The 25,179-nt window shown below is 70.2% G+C and carries 27 protein-coding genes and 1 pseudogene; 15 read left to right on the top strand and 13 right to left on the bottom strand.

The window, feature by feature from the left end; translation table 11 throughout:
- Positions 1-39: 39 nt before the first annotated feature.
- Entirely contained in the window at positions 40-498 is a 459-nt protein-coding gene (locus AS857_RS00800; protein WP_058041126.1) for a VOC family protein, read from the bottom strand.
- A gap of 494 nt (positions 499-992) precedes the next feature.
- Here AS857_RS00800 and AS857_RS40815 point away from each other — a divergent pair, with 494 nt between their 5' ends.
- Positions 993-1,376 carry a hypothetical protein gene (locus tag AS857_RS40815; RefSeq protein ID WP_245699522.1) on the top strand — a complete coding sequence of 128 codons (384 nt, stop codon included), beginning with the start codon at positions 993-995 and terminating at the stop codon, positions 1,374-1,376.
- Positions 1,337-1,633, top strand: a pseudogene (locus tag AS857_RS42190) (ATP-binding cassette domain-containing protein); the annotation flags it as partial. The gene AS857_RS40815 and the pseudogene AS857_RS42190, both read left to right, overlap by 40 nt.
- 339 nt (positions 1,634-1,972) lie before the next feature.
- Here the strand turns inward: AS857_RS42190 and AS857_RS40805 are convergent.
- Positions 1,973-2,494, bottom strand: coding sequence for a hypothetical protein (locus AS857_RS40805; RefSeq protein ID WP_245699520.1), 522 nt, complete (start codon positions 2,492-2,494; stop codon positions 1,973-1,975).
- A 575-nt stretch (positions 2,495-3,069) separates the two neighbouring features.
- On the opposite strand from AS857_RS40805, the gene AS857_RS00785 reads away from it, so the two are divergent.
- From AS857_RS00785 to AS857_RS39740, 3 genes are all read left to right on the top strand, one after another.
- A complete protein-coding gene (locus tag AS857_RS00785) occupies positions 3,070-3,528 on the top strand; it encodes a hypothetical protein (protein WP_058041123.1) in 459 nt (152 codons plus the stop codon).
- On the top strand, positions 3,525-6,743 hold the full coding sequence (locus AS857_RS00780) for a tetratricopeptide repeat protein (protein WP_058041122.1): 3,219 nt from the start codon (positions 3,525-3,527) through the stop codon (positions 6,741-6,743). Before AS857_RS00785 ends, AS857_RS00780 begins: the two co-directional genes overlap by 4 nt.
- Before the next feature lie 103 nt (positions 6,744-6,846).
- Positions 6,847-6,999, top strand: coding sequence for a hypothetical protein (locus AS857_RS39740; protein ID WP_160330159.1), 153 nt, complete (start codon positions 6,847-6,849; stop codon positions 6,997-6,999).
- A gap of 200 nt (positions 7,000-7,199) precedes the next feature.
- Here the strand turns inward: AS857_RS39740 and AS857_RS00775 are convergent, their stop codons facing one another.
- From AS857_RS00775 to AS857_RS38450, 3 genes are all read right to left on the bottom strand, one after another.
- Entirely contained in the window at positions 7,200-7,763 is a 564-nt protein-coding gene (locus AS857_RS00775) for a hypothetical protein (protein ID WP_144440674.1), read from the bottom strand.
- Between the two features lie 176 nt (positions 7,764-7,939).
- Positions 7,940-8,470: a GNAT family N-acetyltransferase gene (locus AS857_RS00770; RefSeq protein ID WP_058041120.1), complete on the bottom strand. Its 531-nt coding sequence runs from the start codon at positions 8,468-8,470 to the stop codon at positions 7,940-7,942.
- Between the two features lie 54 nt (positions 8,471-8,524).
- Positions 8,525-8,674, bottom strand: a complete 150-nt coding sequence (locus AS857_RS38450) for an Lrp/AsnC ligand binding domain-containing protein (RefSeq protein ID WP_216823926.1) — start codon at positions 8,672-8,674, stop codon at positions 8,525-8,527.
- Between AS857_RS38450 and AS857_RS42185 the strand changes: the two genes are divergently transcribed.
- From AS857_RS42185 to AS857_RS00755, 3 genes are read left to right on the top strand one after another with little or no spacing between them, the layout of a single operon-like run.
- Entirely contained in the window at positions 8,673-9,059 is a 387-nt protein-coding gene (locus AS857_RS42185; RefSeq protein WP_079109957.1) for an AzlC family ABC transporter permease, read from the top strand. The genes AS857_RS38450 and AS857_RS42185 overlap by 2 nt on opposite strands.
- A 39-nt stretch (positions 9,060-9,098) precedes the next feature.
- Complete coding sequence (locus AS857_RS42180; RefSeq protein ID WP_079109956.1) at positions 9,099-9,362, top strand: hypothetical protein; 264 nt, start codon at positions 9,099-9,101, stop codon at positions 9,360-9,362.
- Positions 9,355-9,684, top strand: coding sequence for a branched-chain amino acid transporter permease (locus AS857_RS00755; RefSeq protein ID WP_058041119.1), 330 nt, complete (start codon positions 9,355-9,357; stop codon positions 9,682-9,684). Before AS857_RS42180 ends, AS857_RS00755 begins: the two co-directional genes overlap by 8 nt.
- Positions 9,685-9,803: 119 nt before the next feature.
- Here the strand turns inward: AS857_RS00755 and AS857_RS00750 are convergent, their stop codons facing one another.
- Positions 9,804-10,499, bottom strand: coding sequence for an SDR family oxidoreductase (locus AS857_RS00750; RefSeq protein WP_058041118.1), 696 nt, complete (start codon positions 10,497-10,499; stop codon positions 9,804-9,806).
- 156 nt (positions 10,500-10,655) lie between these two features.
- Between AS857_RS00750 and AS857_RS00745 the strand changes: the two genes are divergently transcribed.
- Positions 10,656-11,513, top strand: a complete 858-nt coding sequence (locus AS857_RS00745; RefSeq protein WP_058041312.1) for a LysR family transcriptional regulator — start codon at positions 10,656-10,658, stop codon at positions 11,511-11,513.
- A 22-nt stretch (positions 11,514-11,535) separates the two neighbouring features.
- Here the strand turns inward: AS857_RS00745 and AS857_RS00740 are convergent, their stop codons facing one another.
- The 5 genes from AS857_RS00740 to AS857_RS00720 all read right to left on the bottom strand — a co-directional run bounded on the left by AS857_RS00740 (position 11,536) and on the right by AS857_RS00720 (position 17,512).
- Positions 11,536-13,116, bottom strand: coding sequence for a TROVE domain-containing protein (locus tag AS857_RS00740; RefSeq protein WP_058041117.1), 1,581 nt, complete (start codon positions 13,114-13,116; stop codon positions 11,536-11,538).
- Between the two features lie 455 nt (positions 13,117-13,571).
- A complete protein-coding gene (locus AS857_RS00735) occupies positions 13,572-14,459 on the bottom strand; it encodes a methyltransferase domain-containing protein (RefSeq protein ID WP_058041116.1) in 888 nt (295 codons plus the stop codon).
- A 405-nt stretch (positions 14,460-14,864) separates the two neighbouring features.
- Positions 14,865-16,154, bottom strand: a complete 1,290-nt coding sequence (locus tag AS857_RS00730) for an MFS transporter (RefSeq protein ID WP_058041115.1) — start codon at positions 16,152-16,154, stop codon at positions 14,865-14,867.
- Positions 16,151-16,756: an ArsR/SmtB family transcription factor gene (locus AS857_RS00725; RefSeq protein WP_058041114.1), complete on the bottom strand. Its 606-nt coding sequence runs from the start codon at positions 16,754-16,756 to the stop codon at positions 16,151-16,153. The genes AS857_RS00730 and AS857_RS00725 overlap by 4 nt, the downstream gene beginning before the upstream one ends.
- Before the next feature lie 147 nt (positions 16,757-16,903).
- Complete coding sequence (locus AS857_RS00720; RefSeq protein WP_058041113.1) at positions 16,904-17,512, bottom strand: TetR/AcrR family transcriptional regulator; 609 nt, start codon at positions 17,510-17,512, stop codon at positions 16,904-16,906.
- Positions 17,513-17,749: 237 nt separating this feature from the next.
- On the opposite strand from AS857_RS00720, the gene AS857_RS00715 reads away from it, so the two are divergent.
- The 3 genes from AS857_RS00715 to AS857_RS00705 all read left to right on the top strand — a co-directional run bounded on the left by AS857_RS00715 (position 17,750) and on the right by AS857_RS00705 (position 20,444).
- Positions 17,750-18,919, top strand: coding sequence for an FAD-dependent oxidoreductase (locus AS857_RS00715; protein WP_058041112.1), 1,170 nt, complete (start codon positions 17,750-17,752; stop codon positions 18,917-18,919).
- A gap of 146 nt (positions 18,920-19,065) precedes the next feature.
- A complete protein-coding gene (locus AS857_RS00710; protein ID WP_144440673.1) occupies positions 19,066-19,575 on the top strand; it encodes a hypothetical protein in 510 nt (169 codons plus the stop codon).
- 62 nt (positions 19,576-19,637) lie between these two features.
- A complete protein-coding gene (locus AS857_RS00705; protein WP_144440672.1) occupies positions 19,638-20,444 on the top strand; it encodes a hypothetical protein in 807 nt (268 codons plus the stop codon).
- A 141-nt stretch (positions 20,445-20,585) separates the two neighbouring features.
- On the opposite strand, the gene AS857_RS00700 is transcribed toward AS857_RS00705, so the two are convergent.
- On the bottom strand, positions 20,586-20,906 hold the full coding sequence (locus AS857_RS00700) for a GatB/YqeY domain-containing protein (RefSeq protein WP_058041109.1): 321 nt from the start codon (positions 20,904-20,906) through the stop codon (positions 20,586-20,588).
- 237 nt (positions 20,907-21,143) lie between these two features.
- On the bottom strand, positions 21,144-22,055 hold the full coding sequence (locus tag AS857_RS00695; protein WP_058041108.1) for a lysozyme: 912 nt from the start codon (positions 22,053-22,055) through the stop codon (positions 21,144-21,146).
- A 597-nt stretch (positions 22,056-22,652) separates the two neighbouring features.
- Here AS857_RS00695 and AS857_RS00685 point away from each other — a divergent pair.
- From AS857_RS00685 to AS857_RS00675, 3 genes are all read left to right on the top strand, one after another.
- Positions 22,653-23,324 carry a DNA alkylation repair protein gene (locus AS857_RS00685; RefSeq protein ID WP_420823901.1) on the top strand — a complete coding sequence of 224 codons (672 nt, stop codon included), beginning with the start codon at positions 22,653-22,655 and terminating at the stop codon, positions 23,322-23,324.
- Between the two features lie 240 nt (positions 23,325-23,564).
- Positions 23,565-24,113, top strand: a complete 549-nt coding sequence (locus AS857_RS00680) for a hypothetical protein (RefSeq protein ID WP_058041106.1) — start codon at positions 23,565-23,567, stop codon at positions 24,111-24,113.
- Between the two features lie 316 nt (positions 24,114-24,429).
- Positions 24,430-25,179 carry a 2OG-Fe(II)-dependent halogenase WelO5 family protein gene (locus tag AS857_RS00675; RefSeq protein WP_216823925.1) on the top strand — a complete coding sequence of 250 codons (750 nt, stop codon included), beginning with the start codon at positions 24,430-24,432 and terminating at the stop codon, positions 25,177-25,179.

Below are 25,179 nucleotides of genomic sequence, written 5' to 3'. Positions count from 1 at the left end.
CGCGCACGGGCACGGGCGCGCACTGGCACGGCTAGGTGATCAGCCCTGCTGCAGGTAGCAGTTGGACTCCCAGATCACGCCGAACCGGTCACGGACGATGCCGAACTGCGTGCCCCAGAACTTCTCCTCCAGCGGCTCCAGCACCGCGCCGCCCTCGGCCAGCTTCGCGAACTCGGCCTTCTGCACGGCCGGATCGGTGTGCTGCAGCCCCACGTGGATGTTGTTGCCGACGACCGCGCCGCCGTCCTTGGCGTAGACACCCTCGTCCGACAGCTCCGCGACGTTGAGGCCACTGCCGTCGGCGAACTGCAGCTTGGAGTAGACGACGACCTTGTCCGCACCCGGGATCTCGCTCATGCCCGGCACCTGCGACAGGAGCATGGTGCGCTCCTGGATCTCCTCGGCACCGAAGACGTCCTGGTAGAACGCGACGGCCTCGTAGCTGCCCCGAACGTAGAGCATCGGGGTGAATCGCTGCATCGTTTCCTTGAGAGCCATGTCGGGCTTCCTCCCTCTGGGATGTATCGGCGAATTACGCGTAAACAGGGTGTTTTCCCTGCGACACGTTCCACGTTAGGCGGCTAATAGGCCGGAATATGACCTATTGGCGCCCCGGTTAGCGCCCCGGGCGGAATGCGCTCACGGCGGAGCAGGGCCAGCAGCCTCGTTTGGCTCGGTGACCCGGCTGTCGCACGCCTCGCGGTACCCGCAGTCGTCGAAGCAACCGGCCAGGCGTCCATCCCTGGCCATCTCCCTGGGCCTGACTCGACCGGGGCAGTCGCAGCGAGGGCCCGCGATCCTCCGCAAGGAAGCCCCGCTGCTCCCCCTCCCCTCCCCGGTGGGGATCGTCGCTCTGACGGCGTATGTCGCGGTGGGCGCGCGGGCCGCGATCGGGGTGGCGTTCCTCTGCGCGATGATGGCCGCCCACACGCCCGGTCTCGGGCATTCAACTCTCCCGGAACGTCGTACTGTTCGCAGGGGCCTGCACCGGTTTGGCGGCTTGTCTCGTCCCGGACGCCGGGCCCGGCCGGGCCGCCGGCCTGTGGGTGGCCGTCGCGGCCGGGGTCGTGGGCCCGCGCGAAGTGTGGTCCGGGGTGCGGTTCGCGGTGGATCTGGCCTGGGCGGCACATACCCGCCACCTCACCGCCGGAGCCGCGGTGGCCTCCATCGGCGGGGTGTCGGTGCTGCGCTCCCGGCTGGACGCCGTGACCTCCCTGATCGGCATCGGCGGCGGCAACCTGCTCTGCGTGTGGGCGACCTCGCCACCTTCACGGCGGCGCCGGCTCCGGCGCCCGCACGGGCGCCTTCCGCCTTCGGCACGCTCGCGGCCCGGGAGGTGTCCTTCGCCTACCCCGGACGGGTGGCTCCAGCCTTGACGGAGGTGTCACTGCGGCTACGGAGCGGGCAGGTCGTCGCCCTGGCCGGGGAGAACGGCTCCGGCAAGACCACGCTCGCCAAGATCCTCGCCGGCCTCCACCCGCCGACGAGCGGCCACCTGACCTGGGACGGCGAAACGCTCACGGACCCGGCCCGGCTGTCCGCCGCGACCGCCGTGGTCTTCCAGGACTTCCAGCGCTACAAACTCTCCGCCGGTGACAACATCGACTTCGGGCGGCCCGATCGGGGCACGGATGCCGATACCGTCGTCGCGGCCGCTCACCGGGCCGGGCTCGCGGACCTCCTCAAGTCCCTGCCCATCGGGCTGGACACCTCGCTGGGAGAAGGTCATCATCCGCAAGGAGATCCGGACCGCCTGCCAGGACTGCAGCCTCGTGCAGGGGCCCTGCGGCAGCCTCACCGACTGCTGCCCGCTCCTCGGCATCCGCGCCTGCCTCGCCGGGATCTGCGTTCTCTGACGCCGGGCTCCCTCTCGGGAAGTTCGCTCGCGCTCTCGGGAAGTTCGCTCGCGACGGCGCCACCGCCTGAGCAGTGGCGCCGTCCACATCCGCATCAAGCGCCGCGAAGACCGGCTCTAGAGAGCGGTGCACACGGCGACGACGGTGAGCGTCTTGCTGCCGTCACTGGTGTTGGTGCTCCGGATCCTCCAGCCGTTGCCCGACGGAGCCGAGTCACGCATGAAGGTGGAGTTCGGGCCGCTGCCGCCACCACCGGTCACCACCTCCCCCGCGGGGCAGAGCACGGTGAGCTCCCCGGTTGCCCCCGCCGCAACCGGCCCCCTCCGGAACGCGGTGTGGTGCGGGACCGTGGGACAGATCCCCAGCGCGGTCAGGGTCTGAGGGGTGGCCGCCTGATTGGTGGCACCGGCACTCCAGGTACTGGCCTGGTTGACGGAGCTGGAGAGTCGGACGAGGTCCGAAGTGGACGAGAACCCGCCTCCGCTGGCGACTTGCCCGTCGTTGCAGGGACCGTTGGCGAGGCCGGAGTCGCCCGGGTTCAGTGACACGCTGCCCGAGTGGTCGCTGTGTGGTGCCGTCGTACAGATGACGACGGCGTTGATGCGCTCCGCGGCGCCACCGGCGTTGAACCCCCTCACCTGCCAGGCATTGCGGGTGCCGGGCTGAAGACGGGACCACGTGGGGAACACGGAAGTTCCGGTGGTCTCGAATCCGCCTCCGGAAGCCACCTCCCCGCTCGGGCACGTCACCGGCGGCGCAATGCGAGCTTCACCCGGCGGGATGCTGATGCCGGGGCCGACGTGCACGGTATGCGCGGCCATGACACGCGACTTCACGCGCTCCGGCGCCCCGTCTCCTTGACCTTGGCCTTGACCTTGACCTTGTGCGGTGGCGGTCGTAGCCGCTGCCGCGAGAATCGCGACGACCGACATCACCAGGGAACGTGCGTGTCTCATCTCGGCCTCCAGGCATCGCAATGACGGACAAACGCCCCTGTGAACTGCCCAACTCCACCCGAACAGATGCCGCAATTCATCCATATGGCCTACAACTTATCGACTCTCCGCCTCCGAGGAGGCGGAGATGCCGTTGCGTCGGCAGGCCTCCCGCACCCTCACCCCCGAGGGGTGTTGCCGACGGCTCTCCACCGGAACCGAGCCGGTGTCGCACACCTCTTCCCTACTGTCGTAAAAAGCTTCGACAGGAGGAAGACATGGCAGACCCCTCCGCGGCCCTCGTGCTCAGCGCCGCGACGGTGCTCGTGAACAGCATGGCGACGGACGCCTGGCAGGCGACGAAGGACTTGTTCGCGCGCGTCTTCGGGCGTGCGGACGACGACGGGTCGGTGATCCGAGCCCAGCTGGACCGGGGCGCTGCGCAGATCGCCCGGGCCGACGACCGGGAACGCCTGGAGCGGGTACGGCAAGTTCTGGTCGGATCTTGGCAGTTGGAGCTGGAGACGCTGCTGAGAGACCATCCCGAGGCCGAGGCGGAACTGCGGGCTGCGCTCGCGGAGATCGCGCCGCAGCAGACAGGGCAGACCTGGCAGCAGACCAACATCGCACGCGACCACGGCACGACGTACGCCGCGCAAGGAGGCAACGTCAACCACTACACCGTGAACCAGAGCCAGGTGCCCATCGCCCCCGACCCCTCCGGGGAGGCGCGGTGACCGAGGGTCCGGGCAGCCCTGCGGTCCTGCGTCAGGAGGTCCGGGCGGAGAACGGGCACGCGTACGGGGCCATCGGCGCGGACATCCACGTCTTCGGCGCGGGGACCCCGGTCTACCTGCTGTTCGCGTACCGCAGACTCTTAGGCTTCGACGGCGAGTGGCTGCGCGCCCAGCCCAGCCGCATGCTCGACGCACGGGCCGAGGTCGTCGACTTCACCGGCCGTGACACCGAGGTGGGCGAGCTGATCTCCTGGCGCGACCAGCACGCCCGCATGGCCGTGCGCTGGCTGCACGGTCCCGGCGGCCAGGGCAAGACGCGGCTGGCGGCGCGGCTCGCCGCCGACTCCGAGGCGGCCGGGTGGAAGGTCGTCACCGCGGTGCACGGCACCGACACCGCCCCGCCCGCGGAGGGCAGCCAGGACCTGCGGCTCGACGGGCACACCGGCGTCCTCGTCCTCGTCGACTACGCCGACCGGTGGCCCGTCTCGCACCTGAGCTGGCTGTTCCACAACCGGCTGCTGCGACAGGGGGTCCCGGCGCGGATCCTGCTCATCGGCCGCTCCGCCCACGGCTGGCCGGCCGTGCGCGGGCAGCTGAACCGGCTGCGCGAGAACATCGAGACCTCGGACCAGCTGCTGCGCCCTCTGCCCGCGGAGGGCGATGAGCGTGGCCGCATGTTCGTGGCCGCCCGGACCTGTTTCGCCGCCCGCTACCCCGGGATCCCCGACGTCGAGTCCATCGCTCCGCCGGGGCCGCTCGGTCACGACGACTTCGGGCTGACGCTCGCCGTGCAGATGGCCGCCCTGGTCGCCGTGGACGCACGAGCCCACGGGCGTCGGCCGCCCGGCGACATGACCGGCCTGACCGCGTACCTGCTCGACCGCGAGCACGAGAACTGGCGGCAGCTCCACGAGAACGCGGCCGCGGGGCTGCCGCACCGCACGGCCGACCACGTCATGAGACGGGCGGTCTTCACGGCCGTCCTCACCGGCGCGGTGACCCGCCCCGCCGGCCGCGCCGTGCTGGGCAGGCTGATACCGGAGACGGCCCCCGACGAGCTGCTCAGCGACCATGCGGTCTGCTACCCGCCCACCGACCCGGCCGGCGCCCACGTCCTCGAACCCCTGCTGCCCGACCGTCTGGCGGAGGACTTCCTGGCGCTCACCCTGCCCGGCAGCCCCGTCACCGGGTACGCCACCGACCCCTGGGCCGCCTTCGGGGTGACCGCGCTGCTGGCGCGGGGCAGGGACGGGGCGGCAGCGCCCTGGACACCGCGTGCGGTGACCTTCCTCGCGGAGGCGGCCGGCCGGTGGCCGCACGTGGGGCAGGGACACCTCTTCCCGGCGCTGCAGCGGGACGCGGGGCTCGCGCTCGACGCGGGCAGCGTCGCCCTGGCCTCACTCGCAAGGGCCGAAGAACTCGACTTCGACGTGGTCGAAGGGATCGAGCGCGTGTTCCGGTCCGTGACCGGGAACACGCGGCACGTCGACATCGACGCCGGGTACGCGGTCCTCACCGAGCGCGTCACACGGCACCGGATCGCCGTCACCGAGCAGCCGCGCGAACGGAGCAAGGCCCTGCACACCCTGGCCATCCGGCTCTCGCACGCCGGACGCAGGAGCGAGGCCCTCGACGCCGAGGCCCAGGCGGTGGCATACAGCCGCGCGGTCGTGACCGCCGGCCGGCCGGACGACATCGACCTGCACAACCACGCTGCGAGCCTGAGCCACCTCAGCGAGCTGCTCGCGGAGGCAGGCCGGCCGGCGGAAGCGACCGAACCCGCCGTCGAGGCGGTGCGGGTGCTCCGCAGGCTGACCCAGGACGACCAGGACCTCTACCTGGCCCCCTTCGCCCGTGCCACGGGCGCACTGTCCTCCCTGCTGAAGCGGCTGGGCCGGCCGGACCAGGCCATCGAATACGCCGAGCTGGCCTTCTTCATGTACCAGCAGGTCGTGGAGGGCAACCGCGGCAACGAGGCGGTCCGGCACCTGCCGAACTACACGGCGACGGCACGCCAGCTGGCTTCGCTCCTGTCCGAGAACGGCCGGCCGGAGGAGGCGCTGAAGCTGTACAAGGGGTGCCTGGATTACGGCCGGACCCTCGTGGCGGCCGCCCCGCAGACCGAGTTGCCCGGACTGGCCGCGACGCTCCACGGACTCGGCCTCACCCTGGCACGCCTCGGGCGTCACGAGGAGTCCATGGCGCCCAACCTGGAGTGCGTCGAGCTGTACCGCCGGCTGGAGAAGGCGAACCCTGCCGCCTTCCGCCCCGGCCTCGCGGAAACCCTGTGCAACCTCGGCGGACAGCTGGAAACCCTGTCCCGGCGCGACGACGCGCTCGTCACCTTCGAGGAGGCGCTCGCCCTGTACCGCCGGCTCGCCGCCGACAGGCCCGACCGGCACCTTCCGCACCTGGTCTCCGTCCTCACCCGCGTCTCAGGCCTGCTGTCGGCGGGGGGCCGGCTGCAGGACGCGGTCGCGCCGCAGGAGGAGGCCGTCGGCATTTCCCGGCACCTCGCCCAGGACGAGCCCGCGTACCTGCCCGAGCTCGTGGACTGCCTGAGCAACCTGGGCATCCGCCTCGCCGAGACGCTTCGGCACACAGAGGCCGTCGCGCCCGCGCGAGAGGCACTGGAGACCGGCCGCAGGCTCGCCCAGGAGGACCCTCGCGCGTACATGCCCCTCCTCGCGGCCTGTCTGTTCAACATGGGCTTGCGCCACTCCGCCGTCGGCCGACCCGCCGAAGCCGCGGGGGTACTCGAAGAGGCCGTCGGCCGGTACCGGCAACTGGTCGCCCTCGGCGGCCCGGCCACATACAGCGCGCAGCTGGCGATGTCGCTGGGCACGCTCGGCGAGCAACTGGCAACGCTGGGCCGGTACGACGAGATGCTCGGCGTCAGCGAGGAGAGCCTGGAGCTCCTGCGACCGCTCGCCGAATCCGCCCCCGGAGCGCATCTGCCCGAGTTCACCCGCCGGCAACTCTTCTACGCCGAGATGCGGCTGCACGCCCGGCTCGACCTGCCGTCGGCGCTGCAGGAGGCCCTGGCCGCAGTGAACACCTATTGGTCTGCGGCCGAGCAGTACCCCTCCTACATCCCGCTGCTGAAGCGTGCCCTGACCACCCTGGCCGATGTCCTCGACGCCCTGGGCCGCCACACCGACGCCGCCGACATGCGCCACAAACGGGAGACCATCCCGGACCTACCTCGGGTCTGAGCCACCTTGGCACCTGTGCGGTCCTGGCATCCGCCCAGGGCCCACAGGCAAGTTCGGCGGCGACGACCGTAGCAAGGCGGGCGGTCGGCACCATCATGTCGTGATGCGAACGCCCGACGCGAAGATCGTCGCCGGTGCGGCTGCCGCCGTGATCAGCGGATTCCTCAATGAGCAGTGCGTGCTGCTCTACGCCGACTCCTACCGGCTCGCACCCGGCTACTACGGGGCCAACGCCGCTATCAACTGCACCCGCTGATCCGCCGAACATCCCGCTGAGGCGAACCGGTACGCCTCAGCGGGGCCCACCATCCGGCGTATGGCCGTGGCCGACGATATGGGCTTCCACGAGGACCGGCAACGCCTGCACGAAGTAGCAGGACAGGCGGCGCCGCCAGTGGCGCCGTGAGTGGCTCTGCCACCGGCGGCACCGCCGCCGTACCGAGTGGGACGTGCTGCTTACAGGAGGGCGTACGAGCTTGCCCGGTCGTTCATGGCATCCCCCACATAGGGCGTGGAGTCGCGGTACTCCTGGTGCGTACCGGTCTGGTGGGGGTCGGCCCAGAGTTCGATCCAGCAGGCGACGGGGATGACCGAGCTGATGCTGTCCGCCCAATCGGTGAACTCGCCCGCGTAGTCCCGGCCGTTGCCGCTCTGGCATGCGCCGCCGTTGAGAATGATCGACGTGCCGCCGAAGTTCCAGTGCTCGTAGAGAATGGCGAGCTCGGCGTTCAGGTTCCCTCTCGCGGCGGAGGACACGCGGAGTCTGTCGACCAGCTTCCGGTCCCGCGCGGCGTCCTTGCCGGACAGGGGCGCGTCGGTGATCCGTCCCTCCGTGGAAGCGGCGACGGCCTCACGGAAGGTGCCGAAGCACCGGGTGCTGTTGGTGTCGACGTTGACCAGGCAAGTCCTGCCCCCGGACACAGGCTCCGTCCGGGCCTGCGCGGTGGTGGCGCTCCCTGCGGCCAGGACGAGCAGGCCGGCACCGGCAGCGATGGCGATACGTGTCACACGTGAACTCATGGGCAACTCCCAGGTCGTGGACGGTCTGCCAACACCCGGGATCCTTCCGCTGCGGCCAGGCATACACCAAGGGCATTCCCAGCCAGTTGAACGCTGCACTGCTGTGTCACGGGCCGCGACCGTAGCCACCCGGACATGCCATCCGAACCCCGGCAGGTTTTCCCGCCTGTGCGCCGTCAGCCGACCCGCCGGGCCAGCACCTGTCCCGGCCAGGCTCCGGACAGGAACCGGTCGGTGGAGATGAAACCGTTCCGCTCGTAGAACGCGACCAGTTCACCCCCGCCGCCCGCCCAGCAGTCAACCCGAAGCAGCTTCACGCCGGCCCGCCGGGTCTCCTCGGCAGCACGGGCCAGCAGGGCCGCCCCGATGCCCAGGCCGGCGTACCGTCGGTCGGAGAGCAGCAGCCGGACGTACCGCTCGGGTTCCTCGGCCGGTGCGATCGGCATCTGCGGACTTGGCCCGGAGTCCAGCACCAGAGCTCCGACAGGTCTCCCGTCCAGCTCCGCGATGTAAGGGGCGTTCTCGGTTGTGTACCGCTCGACCCGCATCACCCCGCCCGGCCTTTGCGAATACGGTGTCGTACCCCACTGCTCGGTATTGCCGCGATCGTTCATCCAGACCACCGCGGAGTCGAGCATGTCCAAAATGGCCGGCGCGTCGGCAAGGCTGCCCGGTCTGATGCGTATGCCATGAGTGGTGTCGTGCACAGCCGAAGCTTAGGCACTCCCGAGCGCATCACCGTGAGCTGTCGCGTGCCGCGCTTACCGGTTGGTCTTGATCTCCTTCATGGTCAGGTGGGATTCGAGGCGGAGGACGGCGGGCAAGCAGCTGAGCTTGCCGGTGAGGGAGGCTTCGTAAGCAGCGTGATCGGCCACGGCGACGCGGATGAAGTAGTCGGGCCGCCCGTACATGCGGCGAAACTCGGCGCGTGCGGCGCTCAACGACTCTGCGGGCGCCGGCCTGGGATTCGTCCCGCTCGGCCTCGCCTTCGGAGCACTCGTGACCCAGTCGGGCCTGGACTGGTGGTGGGCGGGGCTGTCCGCGACGCTCGCCTTCGGCGGATCGTTCGAGTTCCTGCTCATCGGCATGGTCACGGCCGCGGCCCCACTGACGGCCGTCGCGCTGTCCGCGTTCATGGTGAACGTCCGGCACGTCTTCTACGCGCTGTCCTTCCCCCTGCACCGCATATCCGGCCGCCTCGGCAAGACGTACGCCACCTTCGCCCTGTGCGACGAGGCGTACGCGCTGACCACCGGGAAGCAGGCCCGCGCCTGGCCCAGCCGGCGCATTCTGTAGCTGCAGCTCTTCCTGCACCTGTACTGGGCGGGCAGCGCAGTGGCCGGAGCCCTGCTCGGCTCCCTCATCCCCGACGGTGTCACCGGCCTGGACTTCGCCCTCACCGCCATGTTCGCGGTCCTCGCCCTCGACGCCGTCCGGGACCTGCGCGGCGACCTGCCCACCCCCGCGCTCGCCCTGCTCAGCGCTCTGGCCGCCCGGCTCCTCTTCCCGGGCCAGATGCTCCTGGCCGCCTTCGCCTTGTTCACCGCCTCCCTCCTGACCCGCCACCTCACCACCGGCAGGAAGCCGACCCATGCCTGACACGCGCTACGCCATCGCCGCCGTCCTCGTCGCCGCCGCCGTCACCTGGGGCCTGCGAGCCCTTCCCTTCGCCGTCCTCACGCCCCTGCGCGCCAGCAGCACCGTCCAGTACCTCAGCACGCGCATGCCCGCCGGCGTCATGGTGATCCTCCTCGCCTACTGCCTGCGCGACCTCCCCCTCACCCACGCGCCCACCCTGGCCCCGCCGGCCGCCCTCGCCGTCACCGTCGGCCTGCACCTGTGGCGCCGCAACGCGCTGCTGAGCATCCTCGGCGGCACGGCCGCCCATGTGATCCTGGCCAGCACGGTCTTCGCCCCCTGAAACCCGCCTGACTCAGATTCTCGGCGCTGCCGCTACAGGTCGAAGTCGGTGATCGTGACGCGAGGTGACGCGAGGTGACGCAGTGGCCTGCGCGACGGGGCGAGGTCCGGTCGCGGCGTCTACCAGGGCACGGCCTGCCCCTGGTAATCGAGAAAGTGGAGGCCGGGCTCCCCTCGGTGGCGCTCGATCGTCTCCGCCACCCCTGGAATGCTCTCCTCCACGCTGAGATCGGCGTCAGGTCCACCGAGTTCGGTACGCACCCACCCCGGGTCCATGAGCAGCAGCGTCCGCTTGTCCTCGGCATAGCGGGCGGCGTAGCTCCGCATCAGCTGGTTCAGCGCGGACTTGCTGGCTCGGTACAGGTCCTGGCCGCCGTCATCGTTCAGAGAGATGCTCCCCTGGTCGGAGGACATGATGCCGATGGTCCCGGTCGGCGCGACCAGCGGGCGGAAGGACTCGGCTACGCGCATCGGGCTGAGTGCGTTGGTGATCATGACCTCGGTGAACATGTCCGTCGGGACCTCGCCGATCGGGATGTCGCCGCGCGTGATGGCGGCGTTGACGAAGAGCAGGTCGAGCGTGCGCCGTGCCAGTCGGTCGCGCAGGGCCGAGATCTGCTCCGGCTCGGTCATCTCCAGCGACTCGATGGTCAGCCGCCCTCCGGACGCTTCGGCCAGGTCGTGGAGACCGGTGCGCCGGCTGCCGCGGACCGTGCCGATGACGTCCCAGCCGCGGCGAAGGTACTCGGCGGCGAGGCCGAGGCCCAGGGTCCGGGAGGCCCCGACGATGAGGGCGGTCTTACGGGTGTCGGTCATGTGATTCCTATCGTGGGTCAGAGCTGTCGCGCATCGTCCTTCGCAACCGCCGTCCGCCGGAGTGGTGGTGACGATCACTCACCATTCGAGTCTCCGAGTGGTCCCGCCGGGCGTCCAATACTCTTCCGACCGCATTGATACCGTTGAGGCATGGATCTGGATCTGGATCTGCGCAAGCTCCGCTATTTCGTCGCGGTGGCCGAGCACCGGCACTTCGGCCGGGCGGCACAGGCGCTGTTCATCGCGCAGCCGGTCCTCAGCCGGCAGATCCGCGCGTTCGAGCAGGAGCTGGGATGCCGGCTGTTCACGCGGACCACGCGCAGTGTTGAGCTGACCCCCGCGGGGCAGCAGCTCTACGACGAGGCGCGAAGGATCACCACGGTGGTGGCCGCGGCGCTGCGGCGCGTACACGAGGTCGAGCGGGGCGCGCAGCGGCTCGTCATCGCCTTCTCACCCGGCCTGCACGTGTCGGACGCGATCCGGGCGTTCACGGCGAGCCACCCGCAGGTCGAGATCGATGTTTTCCCGCTGCGCTGGTGGGAGCAGGACGCGCCGCTCCGCGACGGCCGCGCGCACGTCGGCCACCTCCGGCGCCCCTTCGACGATTCGGGGCTGCGCACCGTCCCCATCGGTCACGAGACCAAGGTCGCGTGCCTGCCCGTGACGCATCCGCTGGCCGGCCGGCACACACTCACGTCGGCCGATCTCGACGGTGAGTCGATCCTCGACGTCAGGACGCGACGGACGTCCTCGCTGGAGGAGAAGTTCGAACTCATCGCCTCCGGGCAGGGCATCGCGCTCGTCCCCCTCAGCGTGGCGGGCTCGTACTCCCGCCGTGACCTCGTCTACCTGCCCGTCACCGATGCCCTGCCCGTCGAGACCTGCCTGGCGGTACCGGAGAGCAGCTGCGCGGGCCCCGTTCGGGACTTCCTGGACATCGCCACCGCGACGCTGCGCCGGCACTCCGGTGATGCGGTGATGCAGCGATGCAGCGATGCAGCGATGCAGCGATAGACAAGACCGAGGCCGCCGGCGCTCAGTCCTCCCAGGGCCAGTGGGCGTCCCGGCCGTCTTCCAGCAGCGGCACCATCCGGAATGCCGCGTCGGTGAGCCCGCCGAAGGTGTGCCGGTCGGCGGATCCCGACGGGCCGTGGCCGGGCCGGTAACCGGCCAGATTCCAGGTGTAGACCGGGATGTGGGCCGGAACCTGCTCGGTCGGGTCGCCCGCGTGGTGGTAGGCCGCCTGTTCGTCGGTGACGATCAGGACCCGGTCGTGGCCGCGGTAGTGCCGGCGTACCGCCTCGGTGGTGTCGGTACCGCCGAGGCTCCCGAAACGCTCGAGCACCTTGAGGACCGACTCGCCCTGACGGTAGGTCACGGGCGCGCTGGTGGTGCCGAACTCGACGAGATCGGCGTCGGCCGCGCGCATCGCCACGGCCGTGCCGAAGATGGCGGCGGCGTCCGCGCGGTTGAGCTGTGAACGGTCGGACAGCGGTGACCACATGGAGCCGGAGCGGTCGACCAGGATCAAGGTCCGGCCGGGCAGCTGGGGCACGTTCCCCAGTGAGTGACCGAGGGCCCGCTCCAGCGGGTAGGCCCAGCGCAGCGAGGGGGCGTGCTGGTAGGCGGCCAGGTACCGGAAGGGGAACTGCCGGGAACGCGCGACCTCTTCCGGGTCGGCCATCCGGGCGGCCACCTGCTCGGCGACCGCGTCGGACACTCCGGCCTCGTCGAAGTTCCGCAGGTTGCGGACCAGGGCCATCGTGCCCATGGAGGGAATGACGGCCTCCCAGGCCGCCGCGTCCATCGGGCCCTGCAGCCACCCGGCCAGCGCCTCCCAGGTCATGCCCGCTGCGGCGAGCCGCTCGGCGCCACCGGGGCCGGTGACCACAGCCCGCCGCTCCTCAACGGGCACGGCCATCAGCGCACGGTGCGCGGTCAGGGTGCGGTCCGAGGCGGGCGGGGTGGCGGTGTCCGGGTTGTGGCGGCGGTCCAGGGCGTACTGGAACAGCGCGCCCTGCCACGGCTTGTCCGGGTCGGGCGTGGGGTGGACGAGGTTGAGGACGTCGCCGAAGCGGTAGCCCTTGGAGGCGGTGTCGTACTTCAAGAGGTTGCGGCCGGTGTACAGGCGCTTGACCGCGTCGGCGATGCCTCGCTTGACGGGCTTCGGGACGTTCCGGCCGTAGGCGGAGGTCCAGTAGGCCAGCATCTCGCCGGGCTCGTCCGCGCGGCGCAGTACGGCGTCGACGACCTGGCGGTTGGTGGGGCCGTCGGTGGCGCCGGCGTCGAGACGTGCCTTGACGTACTCGGCGGCGCCGACGAGGGAGGCGGTGCGCATCCGGCCGTCGCCGCGCAGCCACCGGAGGAGGCCGGCGGTCCAGGCCGGGTCCTCGACGGCGAGCTTGCGTACGAGTGCGGCGAACCGGTCGTCACGACTGGTACCGCTCTCGTGGTAGGTCTGCTGGGAGACGAAGTTGGCGACCGCGAGCAGGAACAGCTCGGAGCGGTCGTCCCGCGCGTGTCCCTTGCCGCCCAGGTGGGTGCGGGTGCGCCCGGTCGTGGTCACGGGAGAGACGGGCCCGGCTGCCTTGGGTGCACGGGTGTTGAAACGTGCCATGCGAATTCCCCCGAATTCGTCCGGGGAAGCACGGCACGGGGGCGTCCGAGATCACGAGGTCGGCGACGGTACAGACAGCTGCTCTGCCTGGCTGAGCTACACCAGCCCTTGGCTGGGACGGGATTCGAACCCGCGACCGGCTGTTCCGGAAGTAACCGTCACCTGCGCACCGGACGCCCCGGTGCCGCGCCTCCCGAGTTCAAAGTGGCCACGGCATGGGATTCGATCACAACGAAGTAGCCGTGGCTCGCGCACCGGGAGGTGCTGAAGCTTTGTGTCCAGAGTTCAAGACGGCGGAACCGACAAGGTGCTCTGCCCCTGAGCTACGCCGGCCTGTGTGCCGGCGGCGGGATTCGAACCCGCGGCCTCCCGATTAAGAGTCGAAGTAGGTCCCGTCTTCGCACCTGGACACCGATCACTCTAGGAGTACGGACGTCGAGGACGCCAAGGGTTTTTCAGGTCTGGCAACGCCCCGGGCGGATGCGCTGTCCGTGCTGATCGGCGTGTACCTCGTAGTCGCTCCACCGCTGCGCGTCGATGCCGGCGGGCCAGCCGAGGTCTGTGTGGAGGCGGGGGGCGCGCTGGCCTCGCAGGCGCATGAACTCCACGGTGGCGACGGGGCGCCCGACGGCGCCGCCTCGGCCGGTGCCCGTCATGCGGACCGTGATGTCGTGGCCGGCGGGGGTGTCCAAAGGGGCGACGAGGACACCACCGGGGCGCAGTTGCCGCAGCCAGGCCGGGGGGATGCGGCGGACCGAGGCGGTGCACACGATGCGGTCGTAGGGGGCGTCCGCAGGGTCGCCCTGCTCTCCGTCCGCGGTCACCACCCGCGCACGGACGCCCGCGGCGTCGAGCCGCTGCCTGGCCTGGTCTGCGATCGCCCGGTCGATCTCGACGGTGGTCACGGTGTCCGGGCCTGTGCGATGGGCCAGGAGGGCGGTGTTGTAGCCGGTGCCCGTCCCGATCTCCAGCACTCGGTCCCCGGGAGCGGGGGCGAGGTGGCGCAGCATCTCGATCACGACGGTGATGCAGGAGATGCTGGAGGTGAAGGCTCCGCTCGCCGGGCCGTCCGGGGGGACTGCACCGTCGTCGATCTGAGTGATCAGCGGGGTTCTCAGCAGGTAGACCGCTTTCAGCCACCGCTTCGGGGTCTTGCTGCGGTCGATGAGGAGGTACTGGCCGTCCTCACCCGGGCGGGGCCACCAGATGCGGTCCGGCACGAAGTGCTCCCGCGGTACGGAGGCGAAGGCGTCACGGAGCCAGGACAGGCCGCCGAAGTAGCCACGCGGACTTGCTTCCAGTTCCTGCGCGCACCGTGCCCGCAGGGCCTCAGCATTCACCACGGCACCGAGCCTTGCCTGCCGAGCGGCTAATCATCGTCTTCCTCCGGCAGCGGCTCCTCCTGGGGCATGGGGTTCCCGGGGTCGCCCGGACTCGAGTAGGGACCTCCGACCTCGCCGTCACCCGACTGTCGATCCTGACCGCTCACCTTGTCCTCCCCTTACGCTCGGATCCGAGGTGTCTCCGGATGTCTCCGGATGTCTCCCACAGTAGGAGCAGGCCCCATGAGAGGCGTCGGGTTCGGGGACATCGGCTCCGGGCGGATGGCCCAGGTGACGGACGTGGCGGATGGCCACGCGCGTACCCCGCCCGGGATACGAGGTGGATGACATCTCTCAGACCCCCATGCGACGACACCGAACCCGCAGGGTACCGGCGTGCTCACGGCCCTCCAACCGCCCTGGCGTTCACGCCCGCTGGTAGGCGACGCCCGATGCATCGACCGCGCCGGACGTCGGCAGGTTCCGGGTCCGCCCGATCGGGGAGAAGAGCAGGAGCAGCCCGGCGAGAGGGACGCCTGCTGTGGTGATCCACATGGCCGCGTGGACCCCGAGGACTTCGCCGAGCGTTCCGCCGAGCAATGCTCCTAGCGGGATGGTTCCGTAGTTGAGGAATGCTGTGGTTGCGGTGAGGCGGCCGAGGAGCTCCGGTGGGCAGTAGCGCTGTTGGAAGCTTGCTTTGATGACGTTGCCGGCCACGACACCGGCGGAGACGCAGAAGCCGCCGGCTATGAAGAGCAGGGCTCCGGCCCCGTCCGTGGTCAGTGGGATGAGCAGGGCGAATACGGGCAGTCCCAGTTCGAAGAGCAGCGTCGCGCGGGCCGTGCCGACCCGGGCGGCGACCCTGCGTGCGACGAGGGCTCCGGCGACGCCCCCTGCACCGGCGGCCGCGATGATTGCGCCGACGGGGCCGGGGTCCAGTCCGACGGTTCGGACCAGGAAGACCACCAGGATCGATTGGTATCCCATGAGGGCCAGGTTGGAGGTGGCGCCGAAGAGCGTCAGGGTGCGGAGCCAGGGGTCTCCTGCGACCAGCCGCAGGCCCTCACCGATGTCACCGACCAGAGTTTTGGAGCGACGAGAGGTTCTGGTGGGGCGCGGCTCGCGGTGGTGGATGCCCGACAGGCAGAGGAGGGATACGAGAAACGTGGTGGCGTTGGCGAACATCGCGTTGACCGCACCGGCGAACTGCGCGACCAGGCCGCCCGAGCTGAGCCCGGCGATCTGTGCGGCGGCTGCGCTGCCGTGCAGCTTGGCGTTGCCTTCGGGCTGGTCGTCGGGTTCCAGAATGCTGGGGAGGTAGGCGCTGTAAGCGGTCTGGAAGAACACTGCGGCCGTGCCCGTCAGGAGCGCGACCGCCAGCAGCAGACCCGTGCTCAACTGACCGGCCCAAGCAGCGACGGGGACGCCGGCGAACAGGACGAAGGAGACCGCGGCGGCGGCCAGCATGATCGGCCTGCGTCGGTTCCGGTCCACCCAGGCGCCCACGGGGAGGCCGATGATCAGCCAAGGGCTCCAGGTGGCCGCGGTCAGCAGGCCGACCGTGAACGTGCCGGCGTGCAGCTCGGTTACGCCGATCAGCGGCATCGCCACCCCGGTGACGGAGGCGCCGAACTTGCCGGCGGTCTCGCCGCACCACAGCAGGCGGAAGTCCCGGTGGCGCCGCAGGAGGCCGCCGCGGTGTGTGCCCCGGGTCATGCGGTGCCCCGTTTCTTACGGGGGAACGACTGGAGCTGCACGACGACGGGCAGCGCGTCGGGGTCCGGTTCGGTGTCCGGGGCGGGCGTGTGGCGGGCGATGACCGCCATCAGGTCCGCGTTGAGCGCCGCCAGCTGATCCGGCGTCATCCGTAGATCGCGCCAGTCCGAGACGGTGCCGGCGCCCCGCCATGCGTCATCCCAGTCCTCGTTGAGGTAGTTCGTCACCCTGCCGAAGTACTGGTGCACCAGTTCGTGCAAGTAGACCGACAGCGCACCACGGCTGTCGGGATCGTCACGGAAATCGGTGGTGTGCAGCTCGTTTGTGCCGCCGGCCCTTCTCCACCAGCGCTCCCTCTTCGTTCCCCGTTCGGCCTCTTCCTCGATGAAGCCGTGCTCTGCGAGATGGCGAAGATGCCAGCTGACGGTCCCGGTGTTCTCCCCGAGACGCTCGGAGAGCCCCGTGGCGGTGGCGGGGCCGTCCAGACTCAGCAGTTCGAAGATCCGCATCCGCAGTGGATGGGCCAGCCCGCGCAGGCTGCGCGCATCGAGGCGGCGTGTGGGCTTGGCGGGTTGCGATGTGCGCTCGGGTTCATCGGCCATGCCGACATCGTAAGTTGCAGAGGACTCTCTGCATAGGGCCCTCTGCAGAGAATCCTCTGCAACACGCTCAGAAGATGGACGCCTGACGCGGCTCGCATTCTTGACGGTGGGTCAGCCTGCCTGCACTGCTGCAGCATCCGATCGCCGTCACCCGTCCCGACCGGGGCAGCCCTCCCCCTGTCGTGCCAAGAGGGTGGTGGCCCAGCCGTGTTCCAGCAGGTTGAACAAGTCGCGCATGGTCCGGGGCGGGTCTTCGCTCGCACGGGCGATGCTGGGGGCTTCCAGGGTGAAGCGTGCCAGGCCGGCGACGGCGGGGTCCTCCGGGGTGAGCCCGGTGGCCTCGGCGAGGGTGGCAGCCAGCGTCTTCTCGTGGCGCGACCACATGCGCCGGGCGTAGTCCCGCAGCGCGGGAGTGGATTCGACGAGGACGTACGTGGGGTCGTCGGTCCGCACAGCGGTACGGGCGTGCACCATGTGGTCGCGCAGGGCGTGCAGCACGGACTGACCGGGGGCCCGGTCACTAACGGCGGCGACCAGGGCACTCTCGACGTCCGCGTCCAGGTCGAAGACGAGGGCTTCCTTGCTGGGGAAGTGCTTGAAGAGCGTGCTCAGCGAGACGTCGGCCGCTTCCGCCACCTCGCGCACACCGACGTCGTCGAAGCCGCGCTCGGTGAACAGCCGCACCGCGGCATCCGCCAGGGCCTGTCTGGTTTGGGCCTTCTTGCGCTCGCGGCGTCCTGTCGCTGTGCCAGTCATGCGCCCACCCTACCCGCTTGAGGGGATTCGATCGCAAAGGCAATCGGATAGAAAGTCGTAGCAGTTGTACTTTTAGGGCGGCTGTGTTTCTGTGATCAGGTACATCTGACTGGCACTCAGCTGCCGGAAATCCGTGGCGCGCCCCCACGCCGGAACGGCTGATCCGCCCTGCCCGGAACAGGGCGTCACCGCAAGACACCAGCACTCTCCTCAACCGTCGAACGGAGCGTGACCCTCATGTTCACCACCCCTCGCATCGCGATCGCCGGCGCCGGCCTCGGCGGCCTCGTCTGCGCACGCGTCCTGCAGCAGCACGGCGTGCCGGTCACCGTCTACGAGGGCGAGACCCACCCGCACTCCCGCTCACAGGGCGGCACTCTCGACATCGACGAAGACACCGGCCAGGCAGCCCTGCGCGCAGCCGGTCTGTTCGACCAGTTCCTCGCCCTGTCCCGGCCCGAAGGCCAGGAGTGGCGCCTGTACGACCGCCACGCGTCGCTCATACGCCACGACCAGGCCGGCGAGGGCGATCTGAGCAGGCCCGAGATCGACCGCGGTCAGCTACGCGCGCTCCTGCTGGACTCCCTCGCCCCCGGAACAGTGCGCTGGGGCCACTCGGTAAGGGCCGTCACCCCGCTCCCCCACGGCGCCGCTCGCCTGCACCACCACGACCGCACCGTCGAGGAGTTCGACCTGGTCATCGGCGCCGACGGCGCCTGGTCCCGAGTGCGCTCCGCGCTCTCCGACGCCCAACCCTCCTACGCCGGTGTCACGATGGTGGAAGCCCACTTCGACGACGTCGACCACCGTCACCCCGGCATCGCCCACCTGGTCGGCCGCGGCACCATGACGGCCAAGGCGGGCCGCCGCAGCCTGGTGCTGCAGCGCAACAGCAACGGACACGTCCGCGCCTACGTCACCTTCCGCGGCCCCCAGGACTGGCACGCCGGCCTCGACCTCGCGGACACCGAAGCCGTACGCGCGCGCCTCCTCGCCCAGTACCAGGGCTGGCACGAGAGTCTGCTGGACATCCTGCGCGAGAACGAGGGCGGATTCATCAACCGGCCCGTGTTCGCCCTTCCCGTTCCCCACTCCTGGCAGCGCGTGCCCGGCATCACCCTGCTCGGCGACGCCGCCCACCTGATGCCGCCCGCCGGCGTCGGCGCCAACCTCGCCCTGCTCGACGGCGCCGAACTCGCCCGAGCCGTCATCGACCACTCCGCCATCGACGCGGCACTCGACGCCTACGAGAGCGTCATGCTGCCCCGCGCCGCCGACAACGCCAAGACCGCCGAGCAGATGCTCACCACCCTCATGCCTGACACCGACTCCGACGAGGCCGCCTTCCCCGAGACGCTCTGGCCGTCCGGCACCCTCCCCGACCCGCATCCTGCTCACACCAGCTGAGTCCGGCCGACAATGCAGCGCCCGAACCGACCGGGATCCACGCTCGAACACATGTCAGCTTTCATGATGAATCGATTCCCCTTTGTACAGTCTCTTCTTGGTGTGCCCACACCCAAACCGGAGCAGACGCACATGGAGGAGCAGATATGCGCACATGGAGGACGGCAGTCGCCGCCGCGTCAATGGCGGTCCTGGCGTTGGTCGGCGGCACCTCCCCCGCCGCGGCGGCCGGCGACCCGTCCGCTCCGGCCACCGTGCCGGAGGGGCGCGACGCTGACGGGGGTAGCGTGGATGCCGGCAAGGCCGGTTCGGACGCCGACGCGTCCGCGGTGATCCGATGCCAGGGCCAGGTGCAGCGCCCGCACAACTCCACCCACGTGCCCGGCACCATCAACGTCGTCGTGACGGTCTCGTGCTCGGCACCGGTGCCGGAGATCACCACCCGCGCGGCCCTGTACAAGAACGGGCATCTCGTCAAGCAGTCGACGCCGAGGACACAGAGGAACACCCGCAGCGCCCAGAACAACGCGGCCGTGAGCTGCAGCCCCGGCAAATACCGGGGCTGGATGTACTTCAAGGTCGTCTTCCCGCCCGGCTACAACCCGCCGACCGACTCGGCCAACGCTCTCGGCCAGGAGGTCTCCCTCTCCTGCTGACCCGCGGCCGCCGGAAGGACGGCGCCGTGTTGCAGGGGGCGCCACCGGGGAAGGATCACGGTGTGCGTCCCACCCCTGCCCTGATCCTTCGCCGGCGAGTGACACAGCTCGACACGGCGGACCCGACCGCCGGCACGGACGCCGGCCTGCGCCACTTCACCTCCGTCATGACGGGGTGGACCGAACCCGAAGTGACGGCCCTGGCGGGCGGTCCGGCCGTCCTTGCCCCGTCCGAGGTGGAGGAGGCGGACGAGATGGCCGACGGCTGCCTGCTGCTGGCCCGGCTCGCCCGGGACCAGGAGTGCCTCGTCCGGGGGCCGCTCGACCGCACACGACAGCACTGGATCGGCACCAGCCCGCACGAGCTGATGCCGCACCGGCGGCCCGCCCCGGACCGGGAGCGGTTCACCGAGCCCGGCGGGGATTCCGGTCCGCCCAGCACGAAGCCGTTCCACCTGGGGCTCTACACGTCCACGGCGCGGCGTGACGGGCCGGGCATGTGGCGGATGTATCTCGATCTGGGATCGAGTCTCCACCCCCTGCCCTGGCAGACCTGGGAGCTGCCGGTCACCGACCTCACCGCCGACGTCCTCGACATCGGCGGCGCATGTGACTGGGCGGCCTTCGTCGGGCGCTACCCGCTGGTCCGCGGCGACGACGTCTACCCCGACTGGGCGAAGGCCGCCCGGGACTTCGCCGGGGTGCACATGACCCTGCGCGCGATCGTCGCGGCCCAGGGGTTCCGCATCCCGGTGGCGGACGGCCTGGCCGCGGCACCCTTCTGGGACATCGAATCAGTGCTGTGGCTGCGCTGGTGCTTCTCCGCCCCGCGCCTGGTCGAGATCACACAACCCGACGCCGGGCCGTAACAAGAGCCGGCTCAAACTCGGGGCGGCCCCGGAGCGCGCCCGACCGCACGCCGACCGCACCCATTCCCGGCCTGCCCTGCTCCTGCTCCTGCTCCTGCTCCTGCTCCTGCTCGTCGTACGCAGGTGATGCAGCGCCGGATCCTATGCGGCGCGGGGGCCGTCGAGGAAGCGAAGCAGCACGGCAGCCTCCGCGCGGAGCTGCGCGGCTCGGTCGGCATGCGCGGGTGCGGTCAACTGCGCTGCGACCTCCAGCCGTTCGGTGACCTCGGCGCGCACGACATCCACCATGCTGTGCTCGCTCAGCTCACGCCGCGGTGCTTCGGTGGCGCCGGCACCGACCGGCGCATGCTCAAGGGCCACGCCGCGGAGCTGCGCTTCGTCCACGGGCACCGCCTCGGCGTTGTCCAGCGCGGCCAGTGTCGCGCGCAGGGCGCTCACTGCGGCCTTGTCACGGGCGCGCATCGCTTCCGGCAGTGCTTGACGCATACGAAGACGTACAGACATGCCGATGACCTTATGCGCCTGCCCATGGGCTCACAACGCGATATACGTGCAGCACCGGGCTTCCCGCCAACTGGGGTACTCCACCCCCGACAAGAAGCACGAGGCTAGACCGCAGTACTGGCTGCTGGTGGGTGAACGACGGCGGGCCCCGGCGCCGAGGAGCCAGGGCCCACCGTCGTTCACCCCGTGGCCCGGTCAGCCGTAGGCGAGCGCCTCGAGCCTGTCGTACGAGCCGTTGAAGCGGTCGTGGTCGCCGACGGTGGGGCCGGTGTTCGTGTGCTGCCAGAAGGTGTAGAAGTCCCAGCCGTTCGGGAGCTCACCGGAGGAAGAGCCGTAGCGCGGTACCCACAGCGGGTTGTACTTGCCGAATCCGCCGTGGTTGCCGGTGCACTTCTTCCACCACGCGGTCGAGGTGTAGATCACCGCGTCGCGCCCGGTGTGGTCCCGGTAGGCGTCGAGGAAGTCCTCGATCCAGTCGACCATCCGGCCCGTGCTCAGGCCGTAGCAGGTGCTGCCGTAGGGGTTGTACTCCATGTCGAGCACGCCCGGCAGAGTCCAGCCGTCGTCCGTCCAGCCGCCGCCGTGGTCGACGAAGTAGTCGGCCTGTGCGGCGCCGCTGGAGTTGCCCGGCAGAGCGAAGTGGTACGCGCCCCGGATCATGCCCGCGTCGTACGGGCCGTTGTACTGGTGGGTGAAGTGGGGGTTGGTGTAGCTGGTGCCCTCGGTCGCCTTGGCGTAGGCGAATCTGATGCCGCTGCTCCAGAGCTTGGACCAGGAGACGTTGCCGTTGTGGCTGCTGACGTCCACGCCCTTGACCCCGGCGCTCACCGAGGCGCTCGCCGGGGGGCCCGCCAGGGGGAGGTCGGGCAGCGAGGGGTCGGGCAGTGAGGAGCCCTTGGCGACCGGGCCGCGTTCGCCCTCGTGGGCGCGGATGGTCGAGCCCATCCAGTCCTGCTCGGGGTGGGTCGGCCGGATGTCGTTCCCGGGCACCGCGGCGGCGGTACCGGGGAGAGTGACGAGCAGGGTGAGTACGGTCAGCAGGGAGAGGAGGATGGCCGCCGCTGTGGGGGGATGCGGGCGGCCCGGGCCGGAGTGGTGCTCGGGCATGAGGTGCCTCCGAGGCCATGGTGGGGGGAGGGAGCGGGGAATTCAACGGTCACCGCATTGGTATGACCATTCCATCTATCCGGCTGCGGACGGAGATGCGGCCCGCGGCGGAGACCCGCGGTGCGCAGGTCAGGCCGTCTTGTGCTTGCCGGTCTGCTTCATCAAGGTATTGATCAGCCGGTCGCGGCGGGTGTCGTGGTGCAGAACCATGACGGGCTCGGCCCGGGCAAGGTCCACGAAGGCGGACACGTCGACGCTCTGCGGCCGACCCGGCCCGGTCCGGTCCGGACCCCCCGGCTCGCCGAGGACGTATCGGCCGGCCCTTGACGATGTCCTCGCCCGGAACCTCCCTGTTCGGTCCCGCCACGACGATCACCTCCTCGCAGTTCTCGGGCTCCACGCTGTACTGCCACGCTCACATCAAGGCCCCGGCAGCGCACGAGGTGGCAGGCAGCCGGATGACCCGTGACGCACACCTGTGCGATATGGACCGGTACGACGCGTGCGGGGGTGCGACGGCCGGCCGTGGTGAACCGGGCGAGGCCGATCGTGAACCGTCGTAGGCTGAATCTCGCACGTGATGGACAGGAGGCTGAGGTGGCCGAGACGGCGTTGGCCGAGGTGATGGCCGAGCTGGCCGGGCTCGATGACCCGAAGACCCGCGCGGTGAACGAGAAACACGGTGACGATCACGGTGTGAACCTCGGCAAGCTGCGCGCGCTCGCGAAGCGGCTGAAGACGCAGCAGGAGCTCGCGTGCCAACTCTGGGAGACGGGTGACACCGCGGCAAGGCTGCTGGCGACCCTGATCTGCCGCCCGAAGGCGTTCGAACGTGACGAGCTGGACGGCATGTTGCGCGAGGCGCGCACACCCAAGGTGCACGACTGGCTCGTGAACTACGTGGTGAAGAAGAACCCGCACTCCGAAGAGCTGCGCCTGGCCTGGTCCGCCGATCCGGATCCAGTGGTCGCGAGCGCCGGCTGGGCGCTGACCACCGAACGCGTGACCAAGCATCCCGAGGGCCTCGACCTCGCGGGGCTGCTCGACGTCATCGATGCGGAGATGAAAGACGCCCCGGATCGCCTGCAGTGGGCGATGAACCACTGCCTGGCCCAGATCGGGATCGAGCACGCCGAGCACCGCACCCGTGCAATCGACATCGGTGAGCGCTTGGAGGTACTCAAGGACTACCCGACTTCCCCGGGCTGCACGTCTCCGTTCGCGCCCGTCTGGATCACCGAGATGGTGCGCCGACAGCGCGATGAGTAGGAGACGAAAACCGCCTCGCGGGTGGTCGCGGCGTGGTTGTCCCCGACGTTGACGATCAGCGTGCCGCGCCGGCGCGGGCGCAGGTCCGGCGAGGGCGGGATCGCGTGACGTCCGATGGCGGCGCGAGTGGGGGCTGTCCGGGCAGTCGCCCGTGGCTCGATCGGGCCCTCTGGCGTACCTGCGGGCATCGTCTCACTCTGAGGACAGCGGTTCCGTCAGTCGGGGCATTCGGGAGGGCACATGCTGTACGTCTGCGGTTTCGAGCGGATCGGCGTGGTGGCGAGCGACATGTACTTCGTGGATCCCGACCCGGTCCCGGGGCAGGAGGGCGCCGAACGAGGGGTGCGCCTGGAGGTCCGCGTCCTGCGGTCCGGAGACCTGCCGGGAGGCATCTACGCGTCGCGGCCCATCGTGGTCGACCGCCCGGTGTGGCGGGCCGATCTCCTGGAGTCCGTGGCGGGCCCGTCCGGGAGCCTGGACCGGGCGCACCACCACCCGAGGTTCGACGGCTGGGAGCCGGGCGCGCGCGTCTTCGTCGAGGAACTCTCCGCCGCACCGCTGGACTGGGTGGCCGGCAGGCTGGCGGACCTCGACACCCTCCTGACGGAGGCCGACGTCCCGGCCTCCGAGGCGGGTCCGGGCGACGCCGCCGACCTCCGCAACGCCGTCCCCGACATCATGGCGGCGGTACGGAGGCTGCTCGACGGTGTGGCCAAGGGGGAGCTCGCCCGTCCGCCCGCCGGCCTGGCCGAGGAGGACATCGCGGACGCCCGTGTCAGCTGGTTGTGACGTCAGCCCGGGGCGCACCGGGCATCGCCGGGCGGGGTGTGAACGCGCAGGCGCGCGCCCATGGCGAGTATCCGGGGTGCGCCCCCTGCCCCACGACGGAGGCGCCACGCGGTCGTCTCCGTCGTCGGGAGGAACGGCCGGTGCATCTGCCTCATCCAAGGGTGCACCTGTGAATCGATACACAGCATGAGGATCCGGTAATTAACGGCCGAGATGATGGCATTACCTGCAAAACGCCCCCGCGCCTCACTGCCGGGCACGCGGGCCGCACACACGGGGGACCATCATCAACGTCAAGCGCACCACGTCATGCCAGTTGTCCCAAGAGGACATCCTCTCGGTCGTCGAAGGCACCACGCTGGCCGTCCACGTCCCGGGGTTCGTGCACCCGGAGGCCCTCGCCTCGGCGCGGCGGCAGCTCTTCGACCACCCCGACCGGGGAAGTCTGAGTCAGGCCGCGGAGTTCAAGCGCATCGGATTCGCCTACTCCGAGATCAGTGACAGCGCTTCGCGCGATCGCTACCACGCCGAGGCGCGCACCAACATCCAGCGGATGCGCGACCTGTTCGCGCCCTATGCCTCGCCCAGCGACGTCCTGCGGCTGCTGCTGGAGGAGACCTGGGCCGCGGGGGCCGGCTTGATGCACGTCGAAGGCCGCAAGGCGTTCATCGGCATCTGCCGCTACCAGGACAAGAACGTCGACCTCAATCCGCACACCGACGCCCTCGAGCGGAACCTGCCCGCCGAGCACGCGCGCCGCCTCGTGGCGCAGCTCTCGGTCAACATCTACATCAACATCCCGCGTACCGGCGGAGAGCTGGAGCTGTGGGGGGCCGAGCCCGGCGAGGACGCCTACCGCCACCTCATGGGCGGACGGACCTGGGGAATCGACCGCGAGAAGATCGGCCCGCCCGTGGAGGTCGTCAAGCCGGCCCCGGGTGATCTGCTCCTGCTCAACCCGCGTCAGATCCACGCCGTGCGCCCGTCGGGGGACGAGCCCCGCATCACTCTGGGGCACTTCCTCGGCTACTACGGCACCGACCGCCCGCTCGAACTGTGGAGCTGA

Source organism: Streptomyces roseifaciens, assembly GCF_001445655.1.
Taxonomy (GTDB): domain Bacteria; phylum Actinomycetota; class Actinomycetes; order Streptomycetales; family Streptomycetaceae; genus Streptomyces; species Streptomyces aureoversilis.
This window is presented reverse-complemented; position numbering and strand designations above follow the sequence as displayed.

Coding starts and splice junctions, on each gene's coding strand:
- AS857_RS00710 (WP_144440673.1), top strand. CDS start 19,066: ATGCGCACATGGAGGACGGCAGTCGCCGCCGCGTCAATGGCGGTCCTG.
- AS857_RS00800 (WP_058041126.1), bottom strand. CDS start 498: ATGGCTCTCAAGGAAACGATGCAGCGATTCACCCCGATGCTCTACGTT.
- AS857_RS00785 (WP_058041123.1), top strand. CDS start 3,070: ATGGCAGACCCCTCCGCGGCCCTCGTGCTCAGCGCCGCGACGGTGCTC.
- AS857_RS00725 (WP_058041114.1), bottom strand. CDS start 16,756: ATGGCCGATGAACCCGAGCGCACATCGCAACCCGCCAAGCCCACACGC.
- AS857_RS00720 (WP_058041113.1), bottom strand. CDS start 17,512: ATGACTGGCACAGCGACAGGACGCCGCGAGCGCAAGAAGGCCCAAACC.
- AS857_RS00740 (WP_058041117.1), bottom strand. CDS start 13,116: ATGGCACGTTTCAACACCCGTGCACCCAAGGCAGCCGGGCCCGTCTCT.
- AS857_RS00680 (WP_058041106.1), top strand. CDS start 23,565: ATGCTGTACGTCTGCGGTTTCGAGCGGATCGGCGTGGTGGCGAGCGAC.
- AS857_RS00775 (WP_144440674.1), bottom strand. CDS start 7,763: ATGAGTTCACGTGTGACACGTATCGCCATCGCTGCCGGTGCCGGCCTG.
- AS857_RS00700 (WP_058041109.1), bottom strand. CDS start 20,906: ATGCGCGCCCGTGACAAGGCCGCAGTGAGCGCCCTGCGCGCGACACTG.
- AS857_RS00755 (WP_058041119.1), top strand. CDS start 9,355: ATGCCTGACACGCGCTACGCCATCGCCGCCGTCCTCGTCGCCGCCGCC.
- AS857_RS38450 (WP_216823926.1), bottom strand. CDS start 8,674: ATGTACGGGCGGCCCGACTACTTCATCCGCGTCGCCGTGGCCGATCAC.
- AS857_RS00730 (WP_058041115.1), bottom strand. CDS start 16,154: ATGACCCGGGGCACACACCGCGGCGGCCTCCTGCGGCGCCACCGGGAC.
- AS857_RS00715 (WP_058041112.1), top strand. CDS start 17,750: ATGTTCACCACCCCTCGCATCGCGATCGCCGGCGCCGGCCTCGGCGGC.
- AS857_RS00750 (WP_058041118.1), bottom strand. CDS start 10,499: ATGACCGACACCCGTAAGACCGCCCTCATCGTCGGGGCCTCCCGGACC.
- AS857_RS00695 (WP_058041108.1), bottom strand. CDS start 22,055: ATGCCCGAGCACCACTCCGGCCCGGGCCGCCCGCATCCCCCCACAGCG.
- AS857_RS39740 (WP_160330159.1), top strand. CDS start 6,847: ATGCGAACGCCCGACGCGAAGATCGTCGCCGGTGCGGCTGCCGCCGTG.
- AS857_RS42185 (WP_079109957.1), top strand. CDS start 8,673: ATGCGGCGAAACTCGGCGCGTGCGGCGCTCAACGACTCTGCGGGCGCC.